Source organism: Alicyclobacillus fastidiosus (genome assembly GCF_026651875.1).
GTDB lineage: Bacteria > Bacillota > Bacilli > Alicyclobacillales > Alicyclobacillaceae > Alicyclobacillus > Alicyclobacillus fastidiosus.
The window spans coordinates 787,876-807,729 of the sequence record NZ_CP104067.1; the positions used below are offsets into that span (position 1 = coordinate 787,876).

The window sequence follows — 19,854 nt, forward strand, 5'->3', positions numbered from 1 at the left end:
TTCATGCTACGACGTTTCTGTATTCTGGAGGGTTTATATGGAACATCGAGATTTAGTAGAGAGTAGTCCGTATGCATTAGTAGACAGTGTATATCAAAATTTTCTTGAGAGGCACCCGAATACGCCAGAACGATGGTTGCTGTCTCAAACGCTTTACACAGCAGCTGCCAGGCGCGGAATCTTTGGTTTTCTACCCCTCACAGATGGGGCGCGTGTCTTAGATATCGGCACCGGATTTGGTGCCTTGGCCTTCGACTTGGCAACGTACAAGTCTATAGAAGTCTATGGTGTAGATGTTAACCGGATCACACTTAGCGCGGCACAGGAGATTTATAGTCAATTAAGGCAACTTGGTGCGTTCAAACAAGGCAGTAGCATTACCTTTTCAGAGGATAGCGCCTATCAATTAAGTTTCGAGGACTCCACGTTTGACTTTGTGATCGCTCGGTATGTGTTTCAACACCTGGATGAGCCGGTTTCTGCAATGAACGAAATCAAGCGTGTACTAAAGCCAGGTGCGTTCATTTGTCTTGTTGACATTGACGATCAAATGGTGATTACCTACCCAGAGGACTTAGCGTTTCGGAAGCTTTCGGAAGCATTTCGTGAACTTCAGGTAAGACGTGGTGGTGACCGATTTGTTGGCAGGAAATTATCCACTTACATGAACCAAGTGGGATTAGAAGTGTTGGGAAACATCATCCAACCAGAGGCTCAATTTGCAGCCTATGCTCAAGGTGATATCGCGTCTAAGTTGACTATTGCACGATTTTCCGAAGTGCGTTCAGATATTGTCGATCTAGGGATCATGAAAGCAGACCAGTTTGACGCATGTCTTAATTCTTACATTGAGGGAATTGGCGAATTGCAGTATCAGGCCAACGCAAATTTCATCACTGTAGGAAGGAAGAGTTCTTCGTAAGTGAGAGGGATTTTTCCAAGTGTTGAATAGCAGGAACCTTGCTCTCCATTGAAACCGGTGGTCCTCAGTCTATACCCTTTTCCACAGCACGTATGGATTAGGATGGATGAAAACAAGGCTTGTGCAAAAATCGGTTTCCGGTCATTCTATGAATAAGGGATTCGACATGTTTTGACACTGATCTGCGTAAACGCACATTCAAAGAAACTCATCTTCACTTCAGTACCTACCATGTTCTTAGCCAAGGAGTGATGGAGCCTGTGAATCAGGAGCTATCGCCAGAACAAACCGATTATATTCGACGCCTCGCACGCAGGTACGTTCAATTTCGGAAAAGTGGTTCCATTGATGTAGATGACCTCATTTCAGTGGCATCCGTGAGATGGTGGCAATTTTGCGTAAGGCATCCGGAGCTGTCTGACGAGCGAGTTATTCAGGTTTGCTTTTATCAGCAGGTGAAGGGTGCGATGAGAGACATTTTGCGTGATTCTTCGCCGGTGAAGGTTACACGGACAATGCAGGCACGAATGCAAGCTTATCAAAGACCATATACAGTTGAACTCGACAGTCTCATTGACATTCAAGCAGGCGAAGAACATCGCGACTTAGATCAGTGGATGGATATCGTGGCGAGCCTAAAGAAACTTCCGGAACGAGAGCAGATTGTTCTGTCTTTATATTTTGAACGCGATCTCAATTTTAGCGAGATTGCCAAGGTTTTAGACCTATCCGTTTCGACAATCACGCGAATATATCGTCGTGCTCTGGACACCGTGAGAGAAGACATAGCTGGACATAATTACGGTGAAAAAAAACGGTCCATTTGACCGTTATATAGAGTAAGGAGGGGATTGTTAATGCTGCCGCCTAACATTAACTCGGCCAATAACGCATGGCACTTGAATTCTAAAGTTGCTGCAAGCCAACAGAATAACGTGACTCCATCAACGACAACTGGGTCGCAATCGCTCGACCAATTGCGAGAGCAAATTAAAAACGGATCGTACACCGTTGACTTCGGTAAACTGGCTACATCCATTTTGAACCGTGGCGAACTGAACCGTTGAGTACTTAGTACGTGGAACGTGCGTGGTGGGTTTCATGGGGAGTGTCCAGATGGAAACGATAGAACAGTACTTGGACAAGCTTGAGGAAATAAGTAGTGAACTGACGGTTGCTCTACTGAATGGTGATGCAATGAGAGTGCAAACCTTGGTGGCGGATCAATGTCAGTGCATGGCGGACATACAGAAATATCATATAACGGACGCACACAAGATTAAACTCAAACGCGTTCACGGAGAGGTACTGCAACAACAAGTGTTGATTCGGCAGGCACTTGACGTGACTCAGTATTTTCTGCAACGTCTACATGGTCAAACATCATTTTCTAGCCTGGCCTGAGGCTGGACGGAGGGAATTATATGAGTTTGTCGACCTTTCTGCCGTTAAATATAGGTATGAGTGCCATTGAGGCCATGAGCCAAGCTGAAAGTGTGGTTTCAAACAACATTTCCAATGCAAACACGGCTGGATATGTTCAAGAAAGCCCTGTGATCAATGAGGCGCAACCCTATCAGCTCACAGTCAACGCGGAAATTAGTCAGGGTGTTGATGTCTCCTCGGTAAGTCGGGACACAGATGAATTTGTTGTACAGCAGGATAGAAATAATCAAGGCACGTATCAAATGTACTCTACACATAGTTCGGGGTTACAACAAATCCAATCAATTTTGAACGAACCTAGTTCGAATAGTATCCAGAATGCGCTAGATCAATTTTTTTCATCATGGCAAACACTTTCGAGTGATCCAACGGATACTGCGGCTAGGCAGTCCGTGATTTCACAAGCGCAAATGTTATCCCAAACATATCAGACCGTTACGACGCAACTCGAGCAATTGCAGGCCAACTTGCAGACCGTTGTCCAAGGTAATCCGCAATACACTGTGGGTCAGGGTGTAATGGCAACCACGGTAAACGGAGCTACAACTACGTCTTCTGTGACCACCGCAAATCCAATTGCAACAGATGTTGAAGTGCTTAACACACCTCAATCATCGTCGTCCAATTTTCAGATAAAATTCACCGCCTCGGAACCTGCTTCCGGTGGTCCCGCCAGTTATGAGTTGCAGCTTGAAACTAGCGGTGAAAATCCAACACCGATAGGTGCCCCCGTTACGATTTCAAGTCCCGGTGGAACCTATACGCTAGGTGATCCGAATGGTTTTTTAGTGAGTGTGCAAGCGTCCGATCCCTCTACGTTGGTGCCAGCTGGGTCACTGACAAATGGTAGTACATACACACAGACAGATTCCTTCACACCCCCTGGTGGGCAGTTGGAGGAACTGAACGGATATGCGTACCAGGTAGACCAATTGAATCAACAAATTGTAAGTGATACAGCTAGTGGTCAAAGTACGAATACCTTACTTGACCAACGTGACTACATACTTGATCAAATGTCGAATTTGGCGAACATCTCCTACAGTCCAGATGCAAGTGGTGCGGTGTCTGTGAACGTTGGGAACGTACCTCTTGTGTCTTCGACGGGGGGCGTCAACCCGGTGACAGTATCCGATTTGTCGCAGATTACTTCGGGCTCAATAGCAGGAAATGAGGCAACGATTGGTGATACAGAAGGACTTCTTGGGCAGTTTGACAACTTTCTTACCAGTTTTGCCAATCAGGTCAACTCCATTCAGCAGAGTGGTTACAGCGTAAATAACCCAGGAAGCAATGCCCCTGCCCTATTCACGGTGACACAGGATGCCTATGGACACGTGTCGCTTTCCCTTGCGGACGAACCCGGAACGAATACTCCAGTGGGCGCGGGTGATGTTGGTGCTTCTGGTGCCGCCAACCAAGTGGGCGATAATAGCAATGCACTTCAGATGGTGGCGCTGCAGTCTAATCCACAAGCGTACAATAACGGGACCTTCGACCAAGGAATCTCACAGATTGTCTCCAATGTCGGGATAGAAGCGAACTCCGTTTCGTCTTCTGAAACGACGGCAAATTCATTGGCACAACAGTCTTCGAATATGCGGCAATCCATCTCGGGGGTCGATACGAATGAACAAACCGCGCTGATGCTTCAATACCAAAATACGTACGATGCTGCGGCAAAATTTATTAGCGTGTTCGATGATATGCTTCAGGCTTTGTTGAACATGGTACCGTCTTCTTAACCAGGTGCCTTAAACTGTTCTCCGGCCGCTATTGCCTTAGAAGAATAGGGGGGAGTGTTCCTCATGCGCGTTACCCAGGGAATGTTGACGCAACAATTTTTATATAATTTATCTAACGTTAATCAGCAAATCGCTCAGGACCAAGAGGAAATGTCAACTGGAAAATCCCTTAATCAACCATCGGACAATCCACTTGCCGTGTCTCAGGATATGTCCATTCAAACCACGTTGAATCAGTCAAATGCGTATCAGAGTGTGATTTCGTCAGGTCTCTCGTTGATGCAAAATACGTCCTCCGCAGTTCAGAGCATTGCTAGCGCCCTACAATCGATACAACAAAACGTAAATCAGGGTCTAAACGCGACATCTGATAATACGTCACAGTTACAGAGCCTGGCCGAAACAACGAATGAATTAGTACAGCAAATCTACAATGATGTGGATGTACAGCAGAATAACCAGTATGTTTTATCTGGTACTCAAGTAAATGTACCGGCTTCTACAATTGCATCTGGGAATTTAATCTCAGGAAATTATTATGATTCCCCGGGTGTCGCTACAGCACAGGGGGTCACTCAATCTTCACCATCGGCTACGATTGCGACAGCAATATCGGACCCAAATGGTCTGATGCAGGCAGGACAGACGTATAAACTTGTGTTTAATGCATCCTCAATAGCTACCAATGGTTCCATTAATAGTGGGAATATTACGCTTGAGACAAGTAATGGACAAGCGATTGCCTCCGCGGCAATTTCTAGTGGGACGCAGTTGGGGGCATCGATCACTTTGACGTCTACGTCAACCACAACATCCGGCTCAGTAACGATTAGTCTCGGCAATGTGTTTCAGGTTCAAGATAACTCCGTGAGTCCGGGTTCTTTTCAACAGACCGACGTGATCACTTCCAGTGTTGGAACCTCTTCTTCGATAAATTACCAAGTCGCGCCAAATGTGAACGTGCCTGTAAATTTGACGGCGGTTGGGTTATTCCATACTGTTGCACCAGGAGGTACGCAAGACCTCCAGACCACCTTGAGTCAAACAGTGTCCGATTTATCGGCGATGGCGTCTGCGGCCCAGAGTGGAGACACCTCAGCTTATAGTACACATCTTTCGACGCTTCAAAACGACTTGCAAAATCTCATTGCGAATACCAATCAAGTTACGAACATGAATGCAGAGTTAGGAACGCGAATCCAGCAGATGAATAACGTACAAAGCCAAATGACACAGTACACGCAAACCCTGACCAACCAACAATCAAACTTAGTAGACGCTGATATGGCCAGTGTCATTACAAAATTCTCGACGGATCAAACGGTATATCAGGCTGCACTCGAGATGGGAGCGAAAGTATTGCTTCCATCGCTCGTGAATTATTTGAGTTGATGAGTGAATAGCAGTGAGGGAGAGTGTTCGAAGATGTCAGTAAGTTTACAAAGCTTGCAGCAACAAATCAACTCAATTCCAAACGTCACTGGGTCAGGGGTCCCCGTGCAGCAATACGTTTCAGAGGAACAACAAATACTTACGCAACAACTGACATCTGTGCCAAACCAAGAACTTACAACGATTTCTAATCAGACTTCAGCCTTGAATTCATTGCAGACAGCGTTGCAACAGCTGCAAACAGCGACGCAATCGCTAGCGAGTGCCTCCACATGGTCGCCGGTAACTGCAACTTCTAGTAATCAGACTTCTTTTACAGTGACTGCGGGACCCGGCGCATTGGTTTCTTCACTTGGGGTCAGCGTGACGCAATTGGCGCAAGGTCAAATCTCTGTAGGACAGTCGATAGGGAGTTCGGTAACTAGTGGCGGGACGTTTGAAATATTTGGCGCCAGTGGTACGTCCGGAACGCCACTGGCAACGATTACAGTGACCACGGGTGAGAGTTTAAGCGATGTGGTCGCAGATGTAAATCTAGATTCTAGCACAACCGGTGTCGAAGCTTTTATTATGGGGAATAATCAACTGGCTTTCGAAAGCGAACAAACAGGGAGCGCATCTGCGTTCACCGTGCAGGACCAAACCGGTAATTTTATCTCTTCACAGAACCAAGCTAATGTCCAAACCGCGCAAGACGCATCGATATCGTTGGCTGGTGTTACGGTTACTTCTTCAACCAATACTTTTTCGAATGTGGTCCCGAATGTTACCCTTACTGTACTCGCGACGGGGACCGGCACACTGAATATTTCACAGGATACTTCCACACTGGTGTCCTCAGTCCAAAGTTGGATGACCGCGTACAATAACGTGATTGATCTCTTGGGGAAGGACACAGCATACACGCCGGCGACTAGCTCTTCTTCGGGAACGTCTGGTCCATTACTTGGCGATGCAAATGCCACAGGTTTGTTGTCTCAATTGCCCAACGCAATAAATTCACTTGTTTCAATCCCTGGTGATACTCTTCAGTCCTTGTCCTCAGTAGGTATCGTTGTAGACCCAAACACCGGGCATTTGGAGTTTCAGTCTGCTTCCGGATTCACTATCAACGGTAAGAATTTCGGTGGCTCATTACAGGATGGACAGACCATGTTTGAAAATGCTCTATCAAAGAACATAAATAATGTTGAGCAAATGTTTGGAGTCGTCGCCGGAACCACCCTGCAAACGGTCATACCGACATCAGGTGTCCTAGGGAATTTAAACAATGCGATAAATCAATTTGTCGGATTTGGTAGTATCACTGGTTCAATTCCAACTGAATTGCAAAGCCTAAGTACTCAAAGTGACAACATAAATCAGTACCTGACGCAAGTGAATCAGACAATTAATAATAGAATTGCAGATTACACTTCACAATTGAATGCGTTGAATGCAAGCTTACAACGTTCCCAGAGTCAGTTGTCCTTGATCGATTCACTGTTCGGTGGTACGGCAGCTTCGACGGCGAGTACTTCTTCGTCCAGTGGTTCTTCGTCTAGTAGCTCTAGCTCGTCATCTAGTAGCTGATCTTAAGCTTTTTATGAGGAATCGGTGTTGAACGATGGACATTCAGTGGTATCTGAAACAAATTCACGAGCAGTATTTAAAGGCACTAGACGCTGTAAGTGAGGAGCGATTTGACGAACTTTTTTACGCAATCCAACGTCGTTCGGAACTTATGCAGAATCTGAAGCTGGTTTGCGGATCTGTTTCGGAATCGGATATTCAGGTACTGGTTGATGATACGCATACGATGATCACTGCAATTAAACAAAGGTTACGTGAAACTCAAGCTGGCATAGATGCATGCAGGAGAACGTCTGAAGTTAGCAGGGCGTATGCAAGATTTATGAGGCCTTCTTCAGACTTCGGTGTCGCCTCGCCGTAATTCATAAATAAAGGGTGTAGTACTGTGTTGCTCTCGGCTTGCATGATTGTTAAAAACGAACGGCATACGATTGAAAAGTGTCTATCCTCATTACATGGCGTCGTGGACGAGATTATTGTCATCGATACAGGGTCAACAGATAATACACCAGACATCGCAACTCAATACGGGGCCAAGGTATTTTCATTTACTTGGGATAACGATTTTTCTCACGCTCGAAACGAGTCTTTGCGGCATGCGACTGGTGACTGGATTTTGGTTATAGATGCGGACGAGTATCTCGACGAAACACAAAAACTTGGACTTCGTACTTTTCTGGAGCAGACAGACGCAGAAGGAGTGTTTGTCGTCCAGAAAAACTATTTAGGGTCTTTACAACACATAACCAAGTCAATGCCCATCCGGGTTATGCGACTGTTTCGTAGAGGTCATCTATACAGCGGTGCAATTCACGAGCAAGTTGCGGATTCGGTTCAACGCACGGGGAGGCCGATTGCAACTTTTGACTTAGACCTGCACCACATCGGTTATACGGAAGAGTTTGTGAAGACGAAGAGTAAAAGCCAACGAAATACAAATTTGCTAAAAGCGGCTCTTGTTGACGACCCGAATAACCTCTTTCATCGGTCTAACCTCATCGCTGAATACGTTCTCGCAAGGGATTTTCAAGGTAGTGCTGCATTGGCAGAGGAAACGTTTAAATATCTTATGGGAATCCCGAAGAATGCGTGGCCAAATTTTGCACCTAGAATCATGCTCCACTGGGTGGCCTCGCTTTGGGAGATTGGGCAAAAAGACAAAGCACTCAAGGTGTGTAAAGACGGTATTCAGTTTTTCCCCTGGCTTACAGACATCAAGAAGTTGTACGCTGACATGTTAACGGGTCAAGGGGATTGGATACAAGCCGAGAAGGTTTTGATGGAATGCAGAGAACAAGGCGATACGAAAGACGGTTTGATCGAGGTAACAGAGGGTGCGGGGACTTATTTTTCTGCACTGCAGCTTGGAACTGTGTGGGCGTGTTTAGGTGATGACATCATCGCTCGGCAGTGGTATCTCCAAGCCTTTTTCGAAAACCCAGCATTGGAGAGCACGATGTTTCCCATTGTTGCGCTGATGCCTCCCGAACCATCCTTATTGAGGGAGCATATTGAGTCGAAAATTGTAGATGCGGCGACCTATGGAAATTACGCTGAGATGTATGCGATTCGTGAGCTACCGGATGCGGTAAGTGTAGTGGGTAGAGCCGAGGAGAAATTTGGCGTTTCAGAATCGACCGTACGTGCTCGTATGACAATCCTACGCCAAAGTGGTACTGATGCTCTAATAGAGTACGTTAACAAATTTCCTAGTGAGATATCCCACTTTTTATTGGGTCTTTATCTTTTGGACCATCAGGACTTCGCTCAGGCTCAAGAGTGGCTAGGGCGCGCTGGGACTCGTGGAGAGTACATTCTCAAGACACATGATTTACTCACTAAGACCACTGGATCCCAGTGGGGAATTCGATTGGTTACAAGAGATTTGGTCGCAATGCGCACAGAACGGTTGCTTCGGGCGTGTTTGCCGTTTGCAATGGACCGTAAGGATGTGTGGACATATTTACGTCATTCCCCGTTGTCAAACGTTTTATCGGAGATTCAGTGGCCAGGAGACACACCGCATGAGTGTGAACAGAACGCGTTACGCTATTTTAGGGAGCATAATTTCGATCAATCTTTAAACTGGTTAGACAAGGCCGAGAGTTTTGGAAAGACGGTGACTCAAGTACTGCTACGTTGTGACTTGGCCTTGGCTTCGAATGACATAACAAAGGCTAGAAAAATTGTCTATCAAGGCAAAATCGACTTTCCAAAGTCGGAGGTCATAAAGAATGCGTCGCGTATTGTGCATCCACAGCTAGATCATGTTCAATTGGCTTCCGAACTGGTGTCACGTCAACAGGGGGGACTATTACAGTGAATCCAGCAAACGCGTATCGGAATGCGATTTACACGACACCGTTACATGTTCAGCTATCTCAATTGCATCGTCAGGCAGGCGTGTTCACTAGGCAGGTTAAAGAATTTGTCGAGTGTGGAGATATCCAATCGGCTCGTAAACATATAGAGTATGTCCAGGACATTATTGCATTTTTACGTTCATCATTGGACATGTCCCTGGAAGTTTCAAAGATCACCGACAATACATATGCGTATTACTACAATGTACTGGTACGGTGGTTCCTAGAGCCAAACTCTTGTCTGGAAGACTTCCAAGACTTGATTTCATTTTGGGATAGTTGGGCGGACACCTGGGTTGGAGTTGGAAGTTCAAGTTGAAGTTGGACGAAAAACGTATCTTGAAAAGTTGGGTATATGGCGGTGGACGTCAAACTCACCGAAATACGGTGTGAGGCTTAGCCGCCTCACACCTTTGGCTGTAAGAGAGAGGTGAAATGTATTGTTCAATCGGCCTCTCAAGGACCCAATTCATCCAGCAGGGAAAGCGGTGAGTACTAACTGCACATTTTTGCATCTACTTCTTAGTCCCTGTCTACTCACAGAATTCCCTATTCGTAATAGGGGGAATCTATATGTCCATTCAAGCTATCACTCGTAATGGTGTGTTTCCGAACATGGTCGGGAGAGAAGAGATGGCTAATAACCGTACGCAATCATCTATTGATACCGTTGATACCGTGTCAGGGGCAAGCGATGTAAAGCCCTTATCTTATTTGGTTGATCTTCTCTCTGAAAGTAATCATCAGCCCATTCCGCCAAATATTAAAGCCGAGTTTGCACCCGATGAGCCAAGCCATCAAATCTGGATCAACATTCTTAATTCAGATACGGGACAGATTCTATACAAGTTCCCGCCTGAAACCATTAGACTCCTTGTGCAACATAAACATGCGAGTAGCTTGGTGATGGATGTTCGCAGTTAATGACCGAATGGTATATCCAATACCACGGACGCGCTCTCGATATTATCTGTAAATTTAAATATTTGATTCCCGCGGACACTCCAAATCCGTTATAATAGATCCACACGAAGGAGGAGTTGTCTATGAAAATTCAAGTTCATGGCGACAACATTTCTGTCACCTCTGCGCTCCAGGATTATGTGGACAAGAAGATCGGCCGGCTGACGCGCCACTTTGATGGCGAAGCCGATAAGGATATCCACGTGACGATGGCCGTTGAGGGAACGTACCACCGCGTTGAAATGACAGTTCACGTGCATGGGGTGATTTTCCGGGCGGAAGAGAAGTCACAAGACATGTATGCCTCCATTGATTTGGTTACGGATAAACTTGAGCACCAAGTTCATCGCTACAAGGAGAAAATTAACCGCCGCTTCCGCGACAAAGGTCTCCGGACACGGATTCGGCAGACCGCTGTCAACGGTGGAGTTCGAGATACGAGCTACGACGAATTCGAACCGCAGTTGGTTCGGGTAAAGCGTTTTCCTATAAAACCGATGGGCGTAGAAGAGGCGACCATGCAGATGGACCTCCTCGGACACGATTTCTACGTCTTTACGAATGCGGACACGGAAGAGGTTAACGTGGTATATCGCCGCAGGAACGGCGATTACGGGTTAATTGAGCCGCAGAGTTAAGCGTTTTGTAAAACTAAAGTTCCATGAAACTCCCAATCTTGAACGGATTTCACGGACGCCTGCCGCGCGCGGGCGTCCGTTTTAGTCTTGCCAGCAGAGTTCATCTTCGCGTTATGTACATTCTGGCGAATTTGGTGTGTGATTTCTGTAGGTTGTGATATAGTGCACCGCTACGGTACAATCTGTTATTAGAGGTTGATCGCGATACCTTTTTCATTTTGTGTGCCTGTTGGGGCTGGATCGATTCTGAAGCCCCAGACACGGCGTATGGTATCGAGGGCATCTAGTGAATCTTTATGGGGGTGTAACCGTTCGGTGGGACTCCTCAAGCAAGTATTTAACTCCAACGAACGAGATATTGCACGTTTGCGCCGGAAGATCGATAAGATCAACGGCCTTGAATCGCAGTTTGAACATATGTCTGACGCGGAACTTCAGGCAATGACACCTGCGTTCCGCGAACGTTTAGAGAACGGCGAGAAACTGGACAACCTGTTGCCGGAAGCTTTCGCGGTCGTGCGCGAAGCGGCGAAGCGCGTACTCGGGCAGCGCCACTACGACGTTCAGTTAATGGGCGGTATGGTACTGCACGAAGGTCGCGTCGCGGAGATGAAGACCGGTGAAGGTAAGACGTTGGTCGGTACCTTGCCGTCTTATTTGAATGGACTGACCGGCAAAGGCGTGCACGTCGTCACGGTCAACGATTACCTGGCGAAGCGCGACGCGGAGATCACGGGGCAAGTGCATCGTTTCCTCGGTTTGTCAGTTGGTTACAACGGCCACGACATGACGGCCGCTCAGAAGCGCGAAGCGTACGCGGCGGATGTGACGTACGGTACGAACAACGAATTTGGGTTCGACTACCTGCGCGACAACATGGTGATGACGCTCGACGATATGGTCCAGCGTCCGCTCAACTTCGCCATCGTCGACGAAGTGGACTCGATTCTCATCGATGAAGCGCGTACGCCGCTCATCATTTCCGGGCCTGCTGAGAAATCTGCCGATCTTTATTTCCGTGCGGACCTGTTCGTTCGCCGCCTGCGCAAGGATGACGACTTTGACGTCGACGAAAAGATGCGGACCGCAAACCTGACCGAGTCTGGTGTGCATAAAGCCGAGCAGTATTTCAAAGTCGACAACTTGTTCGATCCCGACAACGTCACGCTCATGCACCACATCACCCAGGCCCTGAAGGCACATGGCCTGATGCACCGCGACAAGGACTACGTCGTCATGGGCGATGAGATCTGCATCGTCGACGAGTTCACGGGGCGCCTGATGGAAGGCCGTCGCTACAGCGAAGGATTGCACCAAGCCATCGAGGCGAAGGAAGGCGTCCGCGTTCAGAACGAGTCGAAGACGCTCGCGACCATCACGCTGCAGAACTACTTTCGCATGTACTCGAAGTTGTCCGGGATGACCGGTACGGCGAAGACAGAGGAAAAAGAGTTCATCGAGATCTACGGCATGGATGTCGTGACCATTCCGACGAATCGTCCGCTGCGCCGGAAGGACTTGGGCGACGTCATTTACAAGACGGAACAGGCGAAGTTCAATGCGGTGGTCAACGAGATCGCGGCTCGTCACGAACAGCAGCAACCGGTACTCGTCGGTACGACGTCGGTGGACAAGTCGGAGACGCTGTCGCGGATGTTGCACGTCAAGGGCATACCGCACCAGGTGTTGAACGCGAAACACCACGCACGCGAGGCGGAAATCGTGTCGCTCGCGGGTCAGCCGGGCATGGTGACCATCGCGACGAACATGGCCGGTCGTGGTACGGATATTTTGCTTGGCGACGGAGTGGCGGACGTCGGTGGATTGCACATCATCGGGACCGAGCGGCATGAGAGTCGACGGATCGACAATCAGCTGCGCGGGCGTTCCGGGCGTCAGGGCGACCCGGGTTCTTCCCAGTTCTTCCTGTCGCTTGAGGATGATCTGCTGCGGTTGTTTGGGTCGGAAAACATCAAGCGGATGATGGATAGACTGGGTCTTGAAGAGGATCAGCCGATTGAGCATCGCATGTTGACAGGTGCGATGGAGCGCGCGCAGAAGAAGGTCGAAGGCAACAACTACGACATCCGCAAGCACGTGCTTCGGTACGACGACGTCATGAATAAGCAGCGCGAAGTGATTTACAAGCAACGCCGGCAGATTCTCGAGCGGGACCACCTGCGCGAGATCGTCGAGGGGATGGGTGAGGACCTCATCGGGCACATGCTCGATGTATACTGCTCCGAGGAGCAGATTCCGGAGGACTGGGATATTCCGGGCCTCATCCAGTACGGCGAGCGCCACTTCTTGAATCCGGGTCAAGTGGACGAGGCGTCGTTGCGCAAACTGGAGCGGGAAGAACTGCAGGCGAAGTTGACCGAGCTGTTCACCTCGAACTATAACGACAGGGAAGAGTCGATGGGCGATTTCTTGCGTGAATTGGAGCGCCTCGTCTTGTTGCGCACGGTCGATTCCAAGTGGATGGACCACATCGACGCGATGGACCAATTCCGCCAAGGCGTGCACCTGCGCTCCTATGGTCAGGCGGATCCGCTGGTCATTTACCAGCGCGAAGGCTTCGAAATGTTTGAGGCGATGATTCACAGCATCGAAGAAGAAGTGATTCTCTACGTCTTCAAGGCGACGGTACAACAGGCGCCGCAGCCTATTGAGATGCACGACACGGTTGGCGGTTGATAGAGGGCCAAGGCACCTCTGTCTGCCAGCTTTGATACAATACACAAAGCAGTGTTTTACAGGTGTTTGGAACAGGTGATGGGCGGATGCTTTGCGTTCGTCCTCATCGCCTGCCTAAACGCCGATTTTTGAGGGAGTGACTTGTTGTGGCAGAAACCTTTGGCGAGCTTCGCCAAGATTTAAAAAGTATGGCTACTCGTTTAGCGGACTTCGGGAGGTCTCTTTGACGTCGCTGCCAAAGAGACCCGCATTGCGACCTTAGAGGACCTGATGTCGGCGGCGGATTTCTGGGATGATCAAGCGAAGGCACAAAAGGTCATTTCGGAGGTCAACGCGCTGAAATCGGTCGTCGAAAAGATGTCGGAACTCACGCAGCTCTACAGCGACGCCGAAGTGGCGCTCGAGTTGGCGCAAGAGGAAAACGACATGGACTTGTTCGCGGAGGCCAACGAGTTGGCGAGTCAGCTCAAGTCCGGAATGGATGCGTTCGAACTCGAACTGATGCTGTCTGGCGAATACGACGCGAACAACGCCATTCTCGAGTTGCACCCGGGTGCAGGCGGCACCGAGTCACAGGACTGGGCTTCCATCCTCCTGCGGATGTACACGAGGTGGGCGGAGGATCACCGCTATAAGGTCGACGTGCTCGACTATTTGCCTGGCGACGAAGCGGGCGTGAAAAGCGTGACGCTGCTCATCAAGGGTCACAACGCGTACGGCTATCTGAAGGCGGAGAAAGGCGTCCACCGCTTGGTTCGCATCTCGCCGTTCGACTCGTCTGGGCGCAGACACACGTCCTTCGCATCGGTCGATGTCATTCCCGAAATCTCGGAGGACAACTCGGATATTGAAGTTCGTCCGGAGGAGTTGCGGATTGACACCTACCGCTCGACTGGCGCAGGTGGACAGCACGTCAACACGACCGACTCCGCGGTGCGCATCACGCACCTTCCGACGGGCATCGTCGTGAGTTGTCAGAGTGAACGGTCGCAGATTCAAAACCGCGCCGTCGCGATGAACCTCTTGAAGGCGCGCCTCGCCGAGAAGCGCCGCGAGGAACGCGAGGCAGAACTCGCGGAACTGCGCGGCGAGCAGAAGGATATCGGTTGGGGCAGCCAGATTCGCTCGTATGTGTTTCACCCGTACTCGATGGTCAAGGACCACCGCACGAACGAGGAAATTGGGAACGTGCACGCCGTCGTCGATGGCTTGCTCGATCCCTTCATCAACGCCTACCTCCGCTGGCAACTGGCTCGCGAACAAGCGCGCGAGCAGGCGAACCAGGGCTGACGGGGTGTCTGGCAGCCGCCTGGCCACGCGCTGGGCGGCGTTTTGTTGCCAGTGAGATTTAGGTCCTCACCTCTGCCTACAAAGACATCCCCCTGTGTGTGACAATTTCGCAAGGGCAGTAAACCTATCCAATTGTGGTCTAGGTCTCGTTCAACCCGTTGTTTATAATGAAGTTGTCGGTCGTTGTCGGGTACCTTTCGCCGGAATCAAGGGATGGGGGAATTGTTGTGGGCATGGAAGAAAAAGTTGAGCAGATTCACGCGATGACCACTCAGTTGATCAGCATGGTGTCAAGTCTCATAGACCGGATGGACAGGCTAGAGACCCGCATGGATAACCTTGAGACCCGCATGGATGGGCTGGAATCGGAGATGACGCGTGTCCGTACGGATGTCTATGACAGACTGGACATTCAACGGTCACAGCTCGCTCAGAACACCGAAGAAATCCGTGTGTTACATAAACAGGGGCAACGAAAAAGCTCCGGCTAATGCTCGTGATGAATCGATGTCATTTCGTGTCTTGGCGGCATGTGGTGGCGGCGACTGAAAGTTTGGACGGTTGTACTCATCGAGATCTTCCTTTATATTTTTAATGCCCTTACGAAACTTTCTTTGGTTCGACTGCATGTTAAATTGCCTTAATGTACAATGATAAGCAGAAATATATATAAGGAACAGGACGTGATTTGGAGTGGAGAATCAGACAGCCCATCGTTTGCCTCCTCATGTATTCGTATTGTTTGGAGCTACGGGAGACCTAGCGCACCGCAAGCTCTTCCCGGCATTGTATCAATTGCACCGAAAGGGCCGCTTGTCGGACGGTGTGAGTGTCGTTGGTACCGCACGCTCAGAGTTTACGAGTGAATCCTTCCGGGATGAAGTACATAAAGCGTTGAACGAGTTTGTCAAAGAGGATATCGATGATGCGGTTTGGCAGGAATTTAGCCAACGAATCCATTACGTTCAGGGCAACGTAGATCGGGTGGAGGACTTCGAACGCCTGCGCGACTTCGTGGTCGATCTCGAGAAGAAGAAGGACCACGGCGGCAACCGCATGTTCTACTTGTCCATGGCACCTCGATTCTTCGGGGAAACCGCGTTGTTCTTGAAGCAAGCTGGCCTATCCGACACCAAGGGATGGCGCCGCTTGATCATCGAGAAGCCGTTTGGCCACGATTACGCGTCTGCCGCTGAGCTGAACGACCAATTGGCCACCGCGTTTGCTGAGGAAGAGATCTACCGGATCGATCACTACCTCGGCAAGGAAATGGTCCAGAACATCGAAGTTATCCGCTTTGCAAACTCGATGTTCGAACCACTTTGGGACAACCGTTCCATCGCGTCGATTCAAATCACCTCCAGTGAAACGGTGGGTGTAGAGGATCGCGCTTCGTATTATGAACAGTCGGGGGCCCTTCGCGACATGATTCAGAACCACATGTTGCAAATGGTCATGATGACTGCGATGGAGCCACCAAGCAGACTTCGTACGGAAGCGATTCGCGACGAGAAGGTGAAGGTCCTTCGCTCACTGCGTCGCTACAGCGTCGACGAAGTGAAAAACCACGTCGTGCGCGGTCAGTACACGGCAGGCGAAGTGAATGGGAAGGCCGTACCGGGTTACCTCGATGAGCCAAATGTGGCGCCGAATTCGCAGACCGATACGTTCATTTCGGCGAAGCTGTTCATCGATAACTTCCGTTGGGCTGGCGTGCCGTTCTACATCCGCACAGGCAAACGCATGCCGGTGAAGTCGACGGAAATCGTGGTCCAGTTCCGCAATATGCCAAAGCACCTGTACTTCAATCAAGAGGGAAACTTGGGTCCAAACCTGCTCGTCATCCGCATCAACCCAGTGGAAGGCATGTACATGCAGATGAACGTCAAGCGCCCAGGCACGGACAACGTAGTTGTTCCAGTCGCGATGGAGTTCAGCCAATCGACCGATAAGTCGCCAGAGGCGTACGAGCGCTTGCTGCACGACGCGATGATCGGGGACTCCACATTCTTTACGCGTTGGGACGAAGTTTCGCTGGCGTGGAAGTTTGTCGATCCGATTGCAGAAGCGTTCAGGACTGGCGCTGCACCGCTGCACACATACAAAGCCGGCGAATGGGGCCCGCAGGCGTCGGATGACCTCGTCAAGGAAGAACCGGGTCTTTGGTGGCCTGTCTACGGGGATAAAGTCCCGTCGGTCGAGAGCGTCATGAACCGCGAAAAGGGCAATACGGTGGAGGTGAAGTACTGAGATGGCTCGTACGATTTACGATGTGAGCATGCTCATTCACGAGGGCGTGCAAGTCTACAAGAACAAGGACGAGAAACGGCCAAAGTTCGAGACCACGTCAGATTTTTCGACGGGATCCAGTCACGAAACGCGCATTCACATGGACGCACATACGGGGACGCACATCGATGCGCCCCTCCACATGATTCCGGATGGCAAGACGATTGAGACCGTGAAGTTGAAGCAACTCGTCGGAAATTGCCGCGTTCTTGACCTCACGGACGTCGAAGGTGGCATCAGTCGATCCGACCTCGAGCCGCACAATCCGCAGCCTGACGAATTCTTGTTGTTCAAGACGAAGAACTCCTGGGACGAAGAATTTAATTATGAATTCATCTACCTTGCGCAAGATGGCGCGGAGTACCTGGCGGAAATCGGCATTTCCGGCGTGGGTATCGACGGCTTGGGCATCGAACGTGCACAGCCAGAGCACGAGACGCACACGTCACTGCTCGCAAAGGATATTGTCATCATCGAAGGGCTTCGCTTGAAGAACGTTCCTGCTGGAGAATACTTCATGGTGGCTGCACCGCTTAAGCTCACGGGTATCGATGCCGCACCCGCGCGTGTCATGTTGTTCGAAGGCGTCGGTTTCATTGACTGATCACCTCCATGCGCCCGCGATTGTGGCGCTGATTGAGGATGACCAACAATTGGCGAGCACACTGGCTCGCCAATTGTCACGGTATGAGTTTGAACCGGTCCTCGCGGATGGCCATGGCGATATCGTGGAAGCCGTGAACGCACTATCCCCGCAAGTCCTACCGCATCGCATGCGATAGCGCGAGTTTCACAACAGCCACCCACATCCGAGTTGGCTGTTGTCATATCGAGCGAGATATGCTAAAATACAACTCGTTCCCTACACGCGGAAGTGGCTCAGGGGTAGAGCATCGCCTTGCCAAGGCGAGGGTCGCGGGTTCGAATCCCGTCTTCCGCTCCACGAAGCGAATACGGGCTTCTCAACCAAGGGTTCCCCCGTATTAACGGGACTAGTTCGTGCCTTCGGCTCGAACGTCGGAATCCCGTCTTCCGCTTACGTAGCGGGCCCATAGCTCAGTTGGTTAGAGCGGCCGGCTCATAACCGGTTGGTCCTAGGTTCGAGTCCTAGTGGGCCCACCAAAAAGCGTTACGTTGCACGATTACTGTTGTAGCAAGGGTTTTACGAATATCGAACATAGTGGTCGATAGGTGAATCTCTTGCGACGATGATGGTAACTAGACTTGTCTACTCACTCCACGATAAACAGGGGTGAGTTTTTTGTTGCTCAAATTTGCAATTGCAGATTTCATCGATCACCGTAGGTACCGTAACATGTCTACATCTACAGTTTCAGCGTATAGGACTACGCTGACGTTTGCTGGAGGCCGTCCTCAACGTTGGGTAGCTGAGTGGGACCATCAGTTCGACGTGTACTGCACATGGAACGAGAAAACACTACTCATCGAATACAGCGTACGCCGATCACACAGAAGCAGTGGCGGGCAAATTGGCGTAAGAGGTACGAATGGTACGTGCAACAACAGTGGGATGCTAAGCCAACGGTGGTACTAGTCAATGTGACAGGACAAAAGGAAGATACCATTCATCCGCCCAAAGGCACCGTCGTGTGTCGCACTGTAGATGATGTTCGTCGTGCGCTAAGAAGTCAAGGTTAAAAGTCTGAGGAGACGTTTACTCAGTCTCAATCTATGGATTTAAAGCAGCCATTCTGACAAAAGGATTCATACCGTTGATCGATGAGATTCATCTGTGCTTTGTCAGAACAAATAGGACAGCCAAACGAAATCTTATTGGAACCACTTTGTTTCATTAACTGAATTGCTGTTTTCTTTGCCCAGAGCACATTGAGTCTGTCTTCACTATTCAAATCAACCATCTCCAAACTCTTTAGGCGTCGTCATGTGTAAAAAAATAGCCCTACGATTGCGGGCTAATTTAGGGGGTAAAGCAACAACATGACACCGTCAGTGTAGGACATGACTATTAAATTGCAGTTGAGTAAACGTAATGATTGTGTTAACCGGTTCATCATACGTGATACTGAACAGTCCAAATGTGCACTACAAAGCTGAGCCGGAGTACAGACTATGAATTGAAACACGATGCCCTCTCGTCCGGCGAGCATTTGGCCGGAGTGTTTCTTGTCTTTTTTAATAGGAACATACGTTCTGGTATCATGTGATCAGAGATGATGAACATGTGCGGACGATTTGCGCTAACGGAAGATTGGAGTCAGATCATCGAATACTTGGGGATCACTGCGTCACAGTACGCTATTCCGCCCCGGTACAATATCGCGCGATTCACAGTTTGGCTGTGGAACATGAGATGAGAGTGGCGGAGTTGGAGCCGGATGGCGTTTGGATGGAGATGAAGGACGGGGCGTTGGTGAAGTATAGCGTGAGGGAGCTGAAAAGACCGCACAGTGAGATGCGCGTTATCGACTTTTTGCGGTTAAACGTCGAGGATGTTCTGAGCGGGCGACGCATAGAAGCGACTTCACCAGACGTGTAAAAGGACTACACGTCGCACA

The 19,854-nt window shown here is 49.6% G+C and carries 20 protein-coding genes and 2 tRNA genes; all 22 read left to right on the plus strand.

The window, feature by feature from the left end:
- Positions 1-37 precede the first annotated feature (37 nt).
- The 22 genes from NZD89_RS04140 (at position 38) to NZD89_RS04245 (ending at position 19,835) form a co-directional block, all read left to right on the plus strand.
- On the plus strand, positions 38-922 hold the full coding sequence (locus NZD89_RS04140; protein WP_268006513.1) for a methyltransferase domain-containing protein: 885 nt from the start codon (positions 38-40) through the stop codon (positions 920-922).
- A gap of 260 nt (positions 923-1,182) precedes the next feature.
- Positions 1,183-1,749, plus strand: coding sequence for a sigma-70 family RNA polymerase sigma factor (locus NZD89_RS04145; protein ID WP_268006514.1), 567 nt, complete (start codon positions 1,183-1,185; stop codon positions 1,747-1,749).
- Between the two features lie 30 nt (positions 1,750-1,779).
- Positions 1,780-1,989: a flagellar biosynthesis anti-sigma factor FlgM gene (locus NZD89_RS04150; RefSeq protein WP_268006515.1), complete on the plus strand. Its 210-nt coding sequence runs from the start codon at positions 1,780-1,782 to the stop codon at positions 1,987-1,989.
- A 49-nt stretch (positions 1,990-2,038) separates the two neighbouring features.
- Positions 2,039-2,326, plus strand: a complete 288-nt coding sequence (locus NZD89_RS04155; RefSeq protein ID WP_268006516.1) for a hypothetical protein — start codon at positions 2,039-2,041, stop codon at positions 2,324-2,326.
- A 20-nt stretch (positions 2,327-2,346) separates the two neighbouring features.
- Positions 2,347-4,113, plus strand: a complete 1,767-nt coding sequence (locus NZD89_RS04160) for a flagellar hook-associated protein FlgK (RefSeq protein WP_268006517.1) — start codon at positions 2,347-2,349, stop codon at positions 4,111-4,113.
- A gap of 63 nt (positions 4,114-4,176) precedes the next feature.
- A complete protein-coding gene (flgL, locus tag NZD89_RS04165; RefSeq protein ID WP_268006518.1) occupies positions 4,177-5,505 on the plus strand; it encodes a flagellar hook-associated protein FlgL in 1,329 nt (442 codons plus the stop codon).
- Positions 5,506-5,538: 33 nt separating this feature from the next.
- Positions 5,539-7,077: a flagellar filament capping protein FliD gene (gene fliD / locus NZD89_RS04170; protein ID WP_268006519.1), complete on the plus strand. Its 1,539-nt coding sequence runs from the start codon at positions 5,539-5,541 to the stop codon at positions 7,075-7,077.
- Positions 7,078-7,111: 34 nt separating this feature from the next.
- On the plus strand, positions 7,112-7,438 hold the full coding sequence (locus NZD89_RS04175) for a hypothetical protein (protein ID WP_268006520.1): 327 nt from the start codon (positions 7,112-7,114) through the stop codon (positions 7,436-7,438).
- A 24-nt stretch (positions 7,439-7,462) separates the two neighbouring features.
- A complete protein-coding gene (locus NZD89_RS04180) occupies positions 7,463-9,400 on the plus strand; it encodes a glycosyltransferase family 2 protein (protein WP_268006522.1) in 1,938 nt (645 codons plus the stop codon).
- Positions 9,397-9,759, plus strand: a complete 363-nt coding sequence (locus tag NZD89_RS04185) for a flagellar protein FliS (RefSeq protein WP_268006523.1) — start codon at positions 9,397-9,399, stop codon at positions 9,757-9,759. Before NZD89_RS04180 ends, NZD89_RS04185 begins: the two co-directional genes overlap by 4 nt.
- Before the next feature lie 254 nt (positions 9,760-10,013).
- Positions 10,014-10,364: a FlaG family protein gene (locus NZD89_RS04190; protein ID WP_268006524.1), complete on the plus strand. Its 351-nt coding sequence runs from the start codon at positions 10,014-10,016 to the stop codon at positions 10,362-10,364.
- Positions 10,365-10,486: 122 nt separating this feature from the next.
- Positions 10,487-11,041 (plus strand): ribosome hibernation-promoting factor, HPF/YfiA family, encoded by a 555-nt coding sequence (gene hpf / locus NZD89_RS04195; RefSeq protein WP_268006525.1) that lies wholly within the window; start codon positions 10,487-10,489, stop codon positions 11,039-11,041.
- Between the two features lie 315 nt (positions 11,042-11,356).
- Complete coding sequence (gene secA, locus NZD89_RS04200; protein ID WP_268006526.1) at positions 11,357-13,738, plus strand: preprotein translocase subunit SecA; 2,382 nt, start codon at positions 11,357-11,359, stop codon at positions 13,736-13,738.
- A 146-nt stretch (positions 13,739-13,884) separates the two neighbouring features.
- A protein-coding gene (gene prfB, locus NZD89_RS04205) for a peptide chain release factor 2 (RefSeq protein WP_268006527.1) occupies positions 13,885-15,028 on the plus strand; the annotation gives its coding sequence in 2 pieces (ribosomal slippage) (positions 13,885-13,962 and positions 13,964-15,028; 1,143 coding nt in all).
- A gap of 227 nt (positions 15,029-15,255) precedes the next feature.
- Positions 15,256-15,519: a hypothetical protein gene (locus NZD89_RS04210; protein WP_268006528.1), complete on the plus strand. Its 264-nt coding sequence runs from the start codon at positions 15,256-15,258 to the stop codon at positions 15,517-15,519.
- A 202-nt stretch (positions 15,520-15,721) separates the two neighbouring features.
- A complete protein-coding gene (zwf, locus tag NZD89_RS04215; protein WP_268006529.1) occupies positions 15,722-17,278 on the plus strand; it encodes a glucose-6-phosphate dehydrogenase in 1,557 nt (518 codons plus the stop codon).
- Position 17,279: 1 nt separating this feature from the next.
- Complete coding sequence (locus NZD89_RS04220; RefSeq protein ID WP_268006530.1) at positions 17,280-17,921, plus strand: cyclase family protein; 642 nt, start codon at positions 17,280-17,282, stop codon at positions 17,919-17,921.
- Entirely contained in the window at positions 17,914-18,099 is a 186-nt protein-coding gene (locus NZD89_RS04225; protein ID WP_268006531.1) for a response regulator, read from the plus strand. Before NZD89_RS04220 ends, NZD89_RS04225 begins: the two co-directional genes overlap by 8 nt.
- A gap of 86 nt (positions 18,100-18,185) precedes the next feature.
- Positions 18,186-18,260, plus strand: a tRNA-Gly gene (locus NZD89_RS04230).
- Between the two features lie 102 nt (positions 18,261-18,362).
- Positions 18,363-18,439 (plus strand) — tRNA-Ile (locus NZD89_RS04235).
- Between the two features lie 300 nt (positions 18,440-18,739).
- A complete protein-coding gene (locus NZD89_RS04240) occupies positions 18,740-18,976 on the plus strand; it encodes a hypothetical protein (RefSeq protein WP_268006532.1) in 237 nt (78 codons plus the stop codon).
- Positions 18,977-19,520: 544 nt separating this feature from the next.
- Positions 19,521-19,835 carry a hypothetical protein gene (locus tag NZD89_RS04245; protein ID WP_268006533.1) on the plus strand — a complete coding sequence of 105 codons (315 nt, stop codon included), beginning with the start codon at positions 19,521-19,523 and terminating at the stop codon, positions 19,833-19,835.
- The last annotated feature ends 19 nt before the right edge of the window (positions 19,836-19,854 follow it).

Coding starts and splice junctions, on each gene's coding strand:
- hpf (WP_268006525.1), top strand. CDS start 10,487: ATGAAAATTCAAGTTCATGGCGACAACATTTCTGTCACCTCTGCGCTC.
- NZD89_RS04150 (WP_268006515.1), top strand. CDS start 1,780: ATGCTGCCGCCTAACATTAACTCGGCCAATAACGCATGGCACTTGAAT.
- NZD89_RS04190 (WP_268006524.1), top strand. CDS start 10,014: ATGTCCATTCAAGCTATCACTCGTAATGGTGTGTTTCCGAACATGGTC.
- flgL (WP_268006518.1), top strand. CDS start 4,177: ATGCGCGTTACCCAGGGAATGTTGACGCAACAATTTTTATATAATTTA.
- NZD89_RS04155 (WP_268006516.1), top strand. CDS start 2,039: ATGGAAACGATAGAACAGTACTTGGACAAGCTTGAGGAAATAAGTAGT.
- NZD89_RS04140 (WP_268006513.1), top strand. CDS start 38: ATGGAACATCGAGATTTAGTAGAGAGTAGTCCGTATGCATTAGTAGAC.
- NZD89_RS04220 (WP_268006530.1), top strand. CDS start 17,280: ATGGCTCGTACGATTTACGATGTGAGCATGCTCATTCACGAGGGCGTG.
- NZD89_RS04240 (WP_268006532.1), top strand. CDS start 18,740: ATGGAACGAGAAAACACTACTCATCGAATACAGCGTACGCCGATCACA.
- NZD89_RS04175 (WP_268006520.1), top strand. CDS start 7,112: ATGGACATTCAGTGGTATCTGAAACAAATTCACGAGCAGTATTTAAAG.
- NZD89_RS04160 (WP_268006517.1), top strand. CDS start 2,347: ATGAGTTTGTCGACCTTTCTGCCGTTAAATATAGGTATGAGTGCCATT.
- fliD (WP_268006519.1), top strand. CDS start 5,539: ATGTCAGTAAGTTTACAAAGCTTGCAGCAACAAATCAACTCAATTCCA.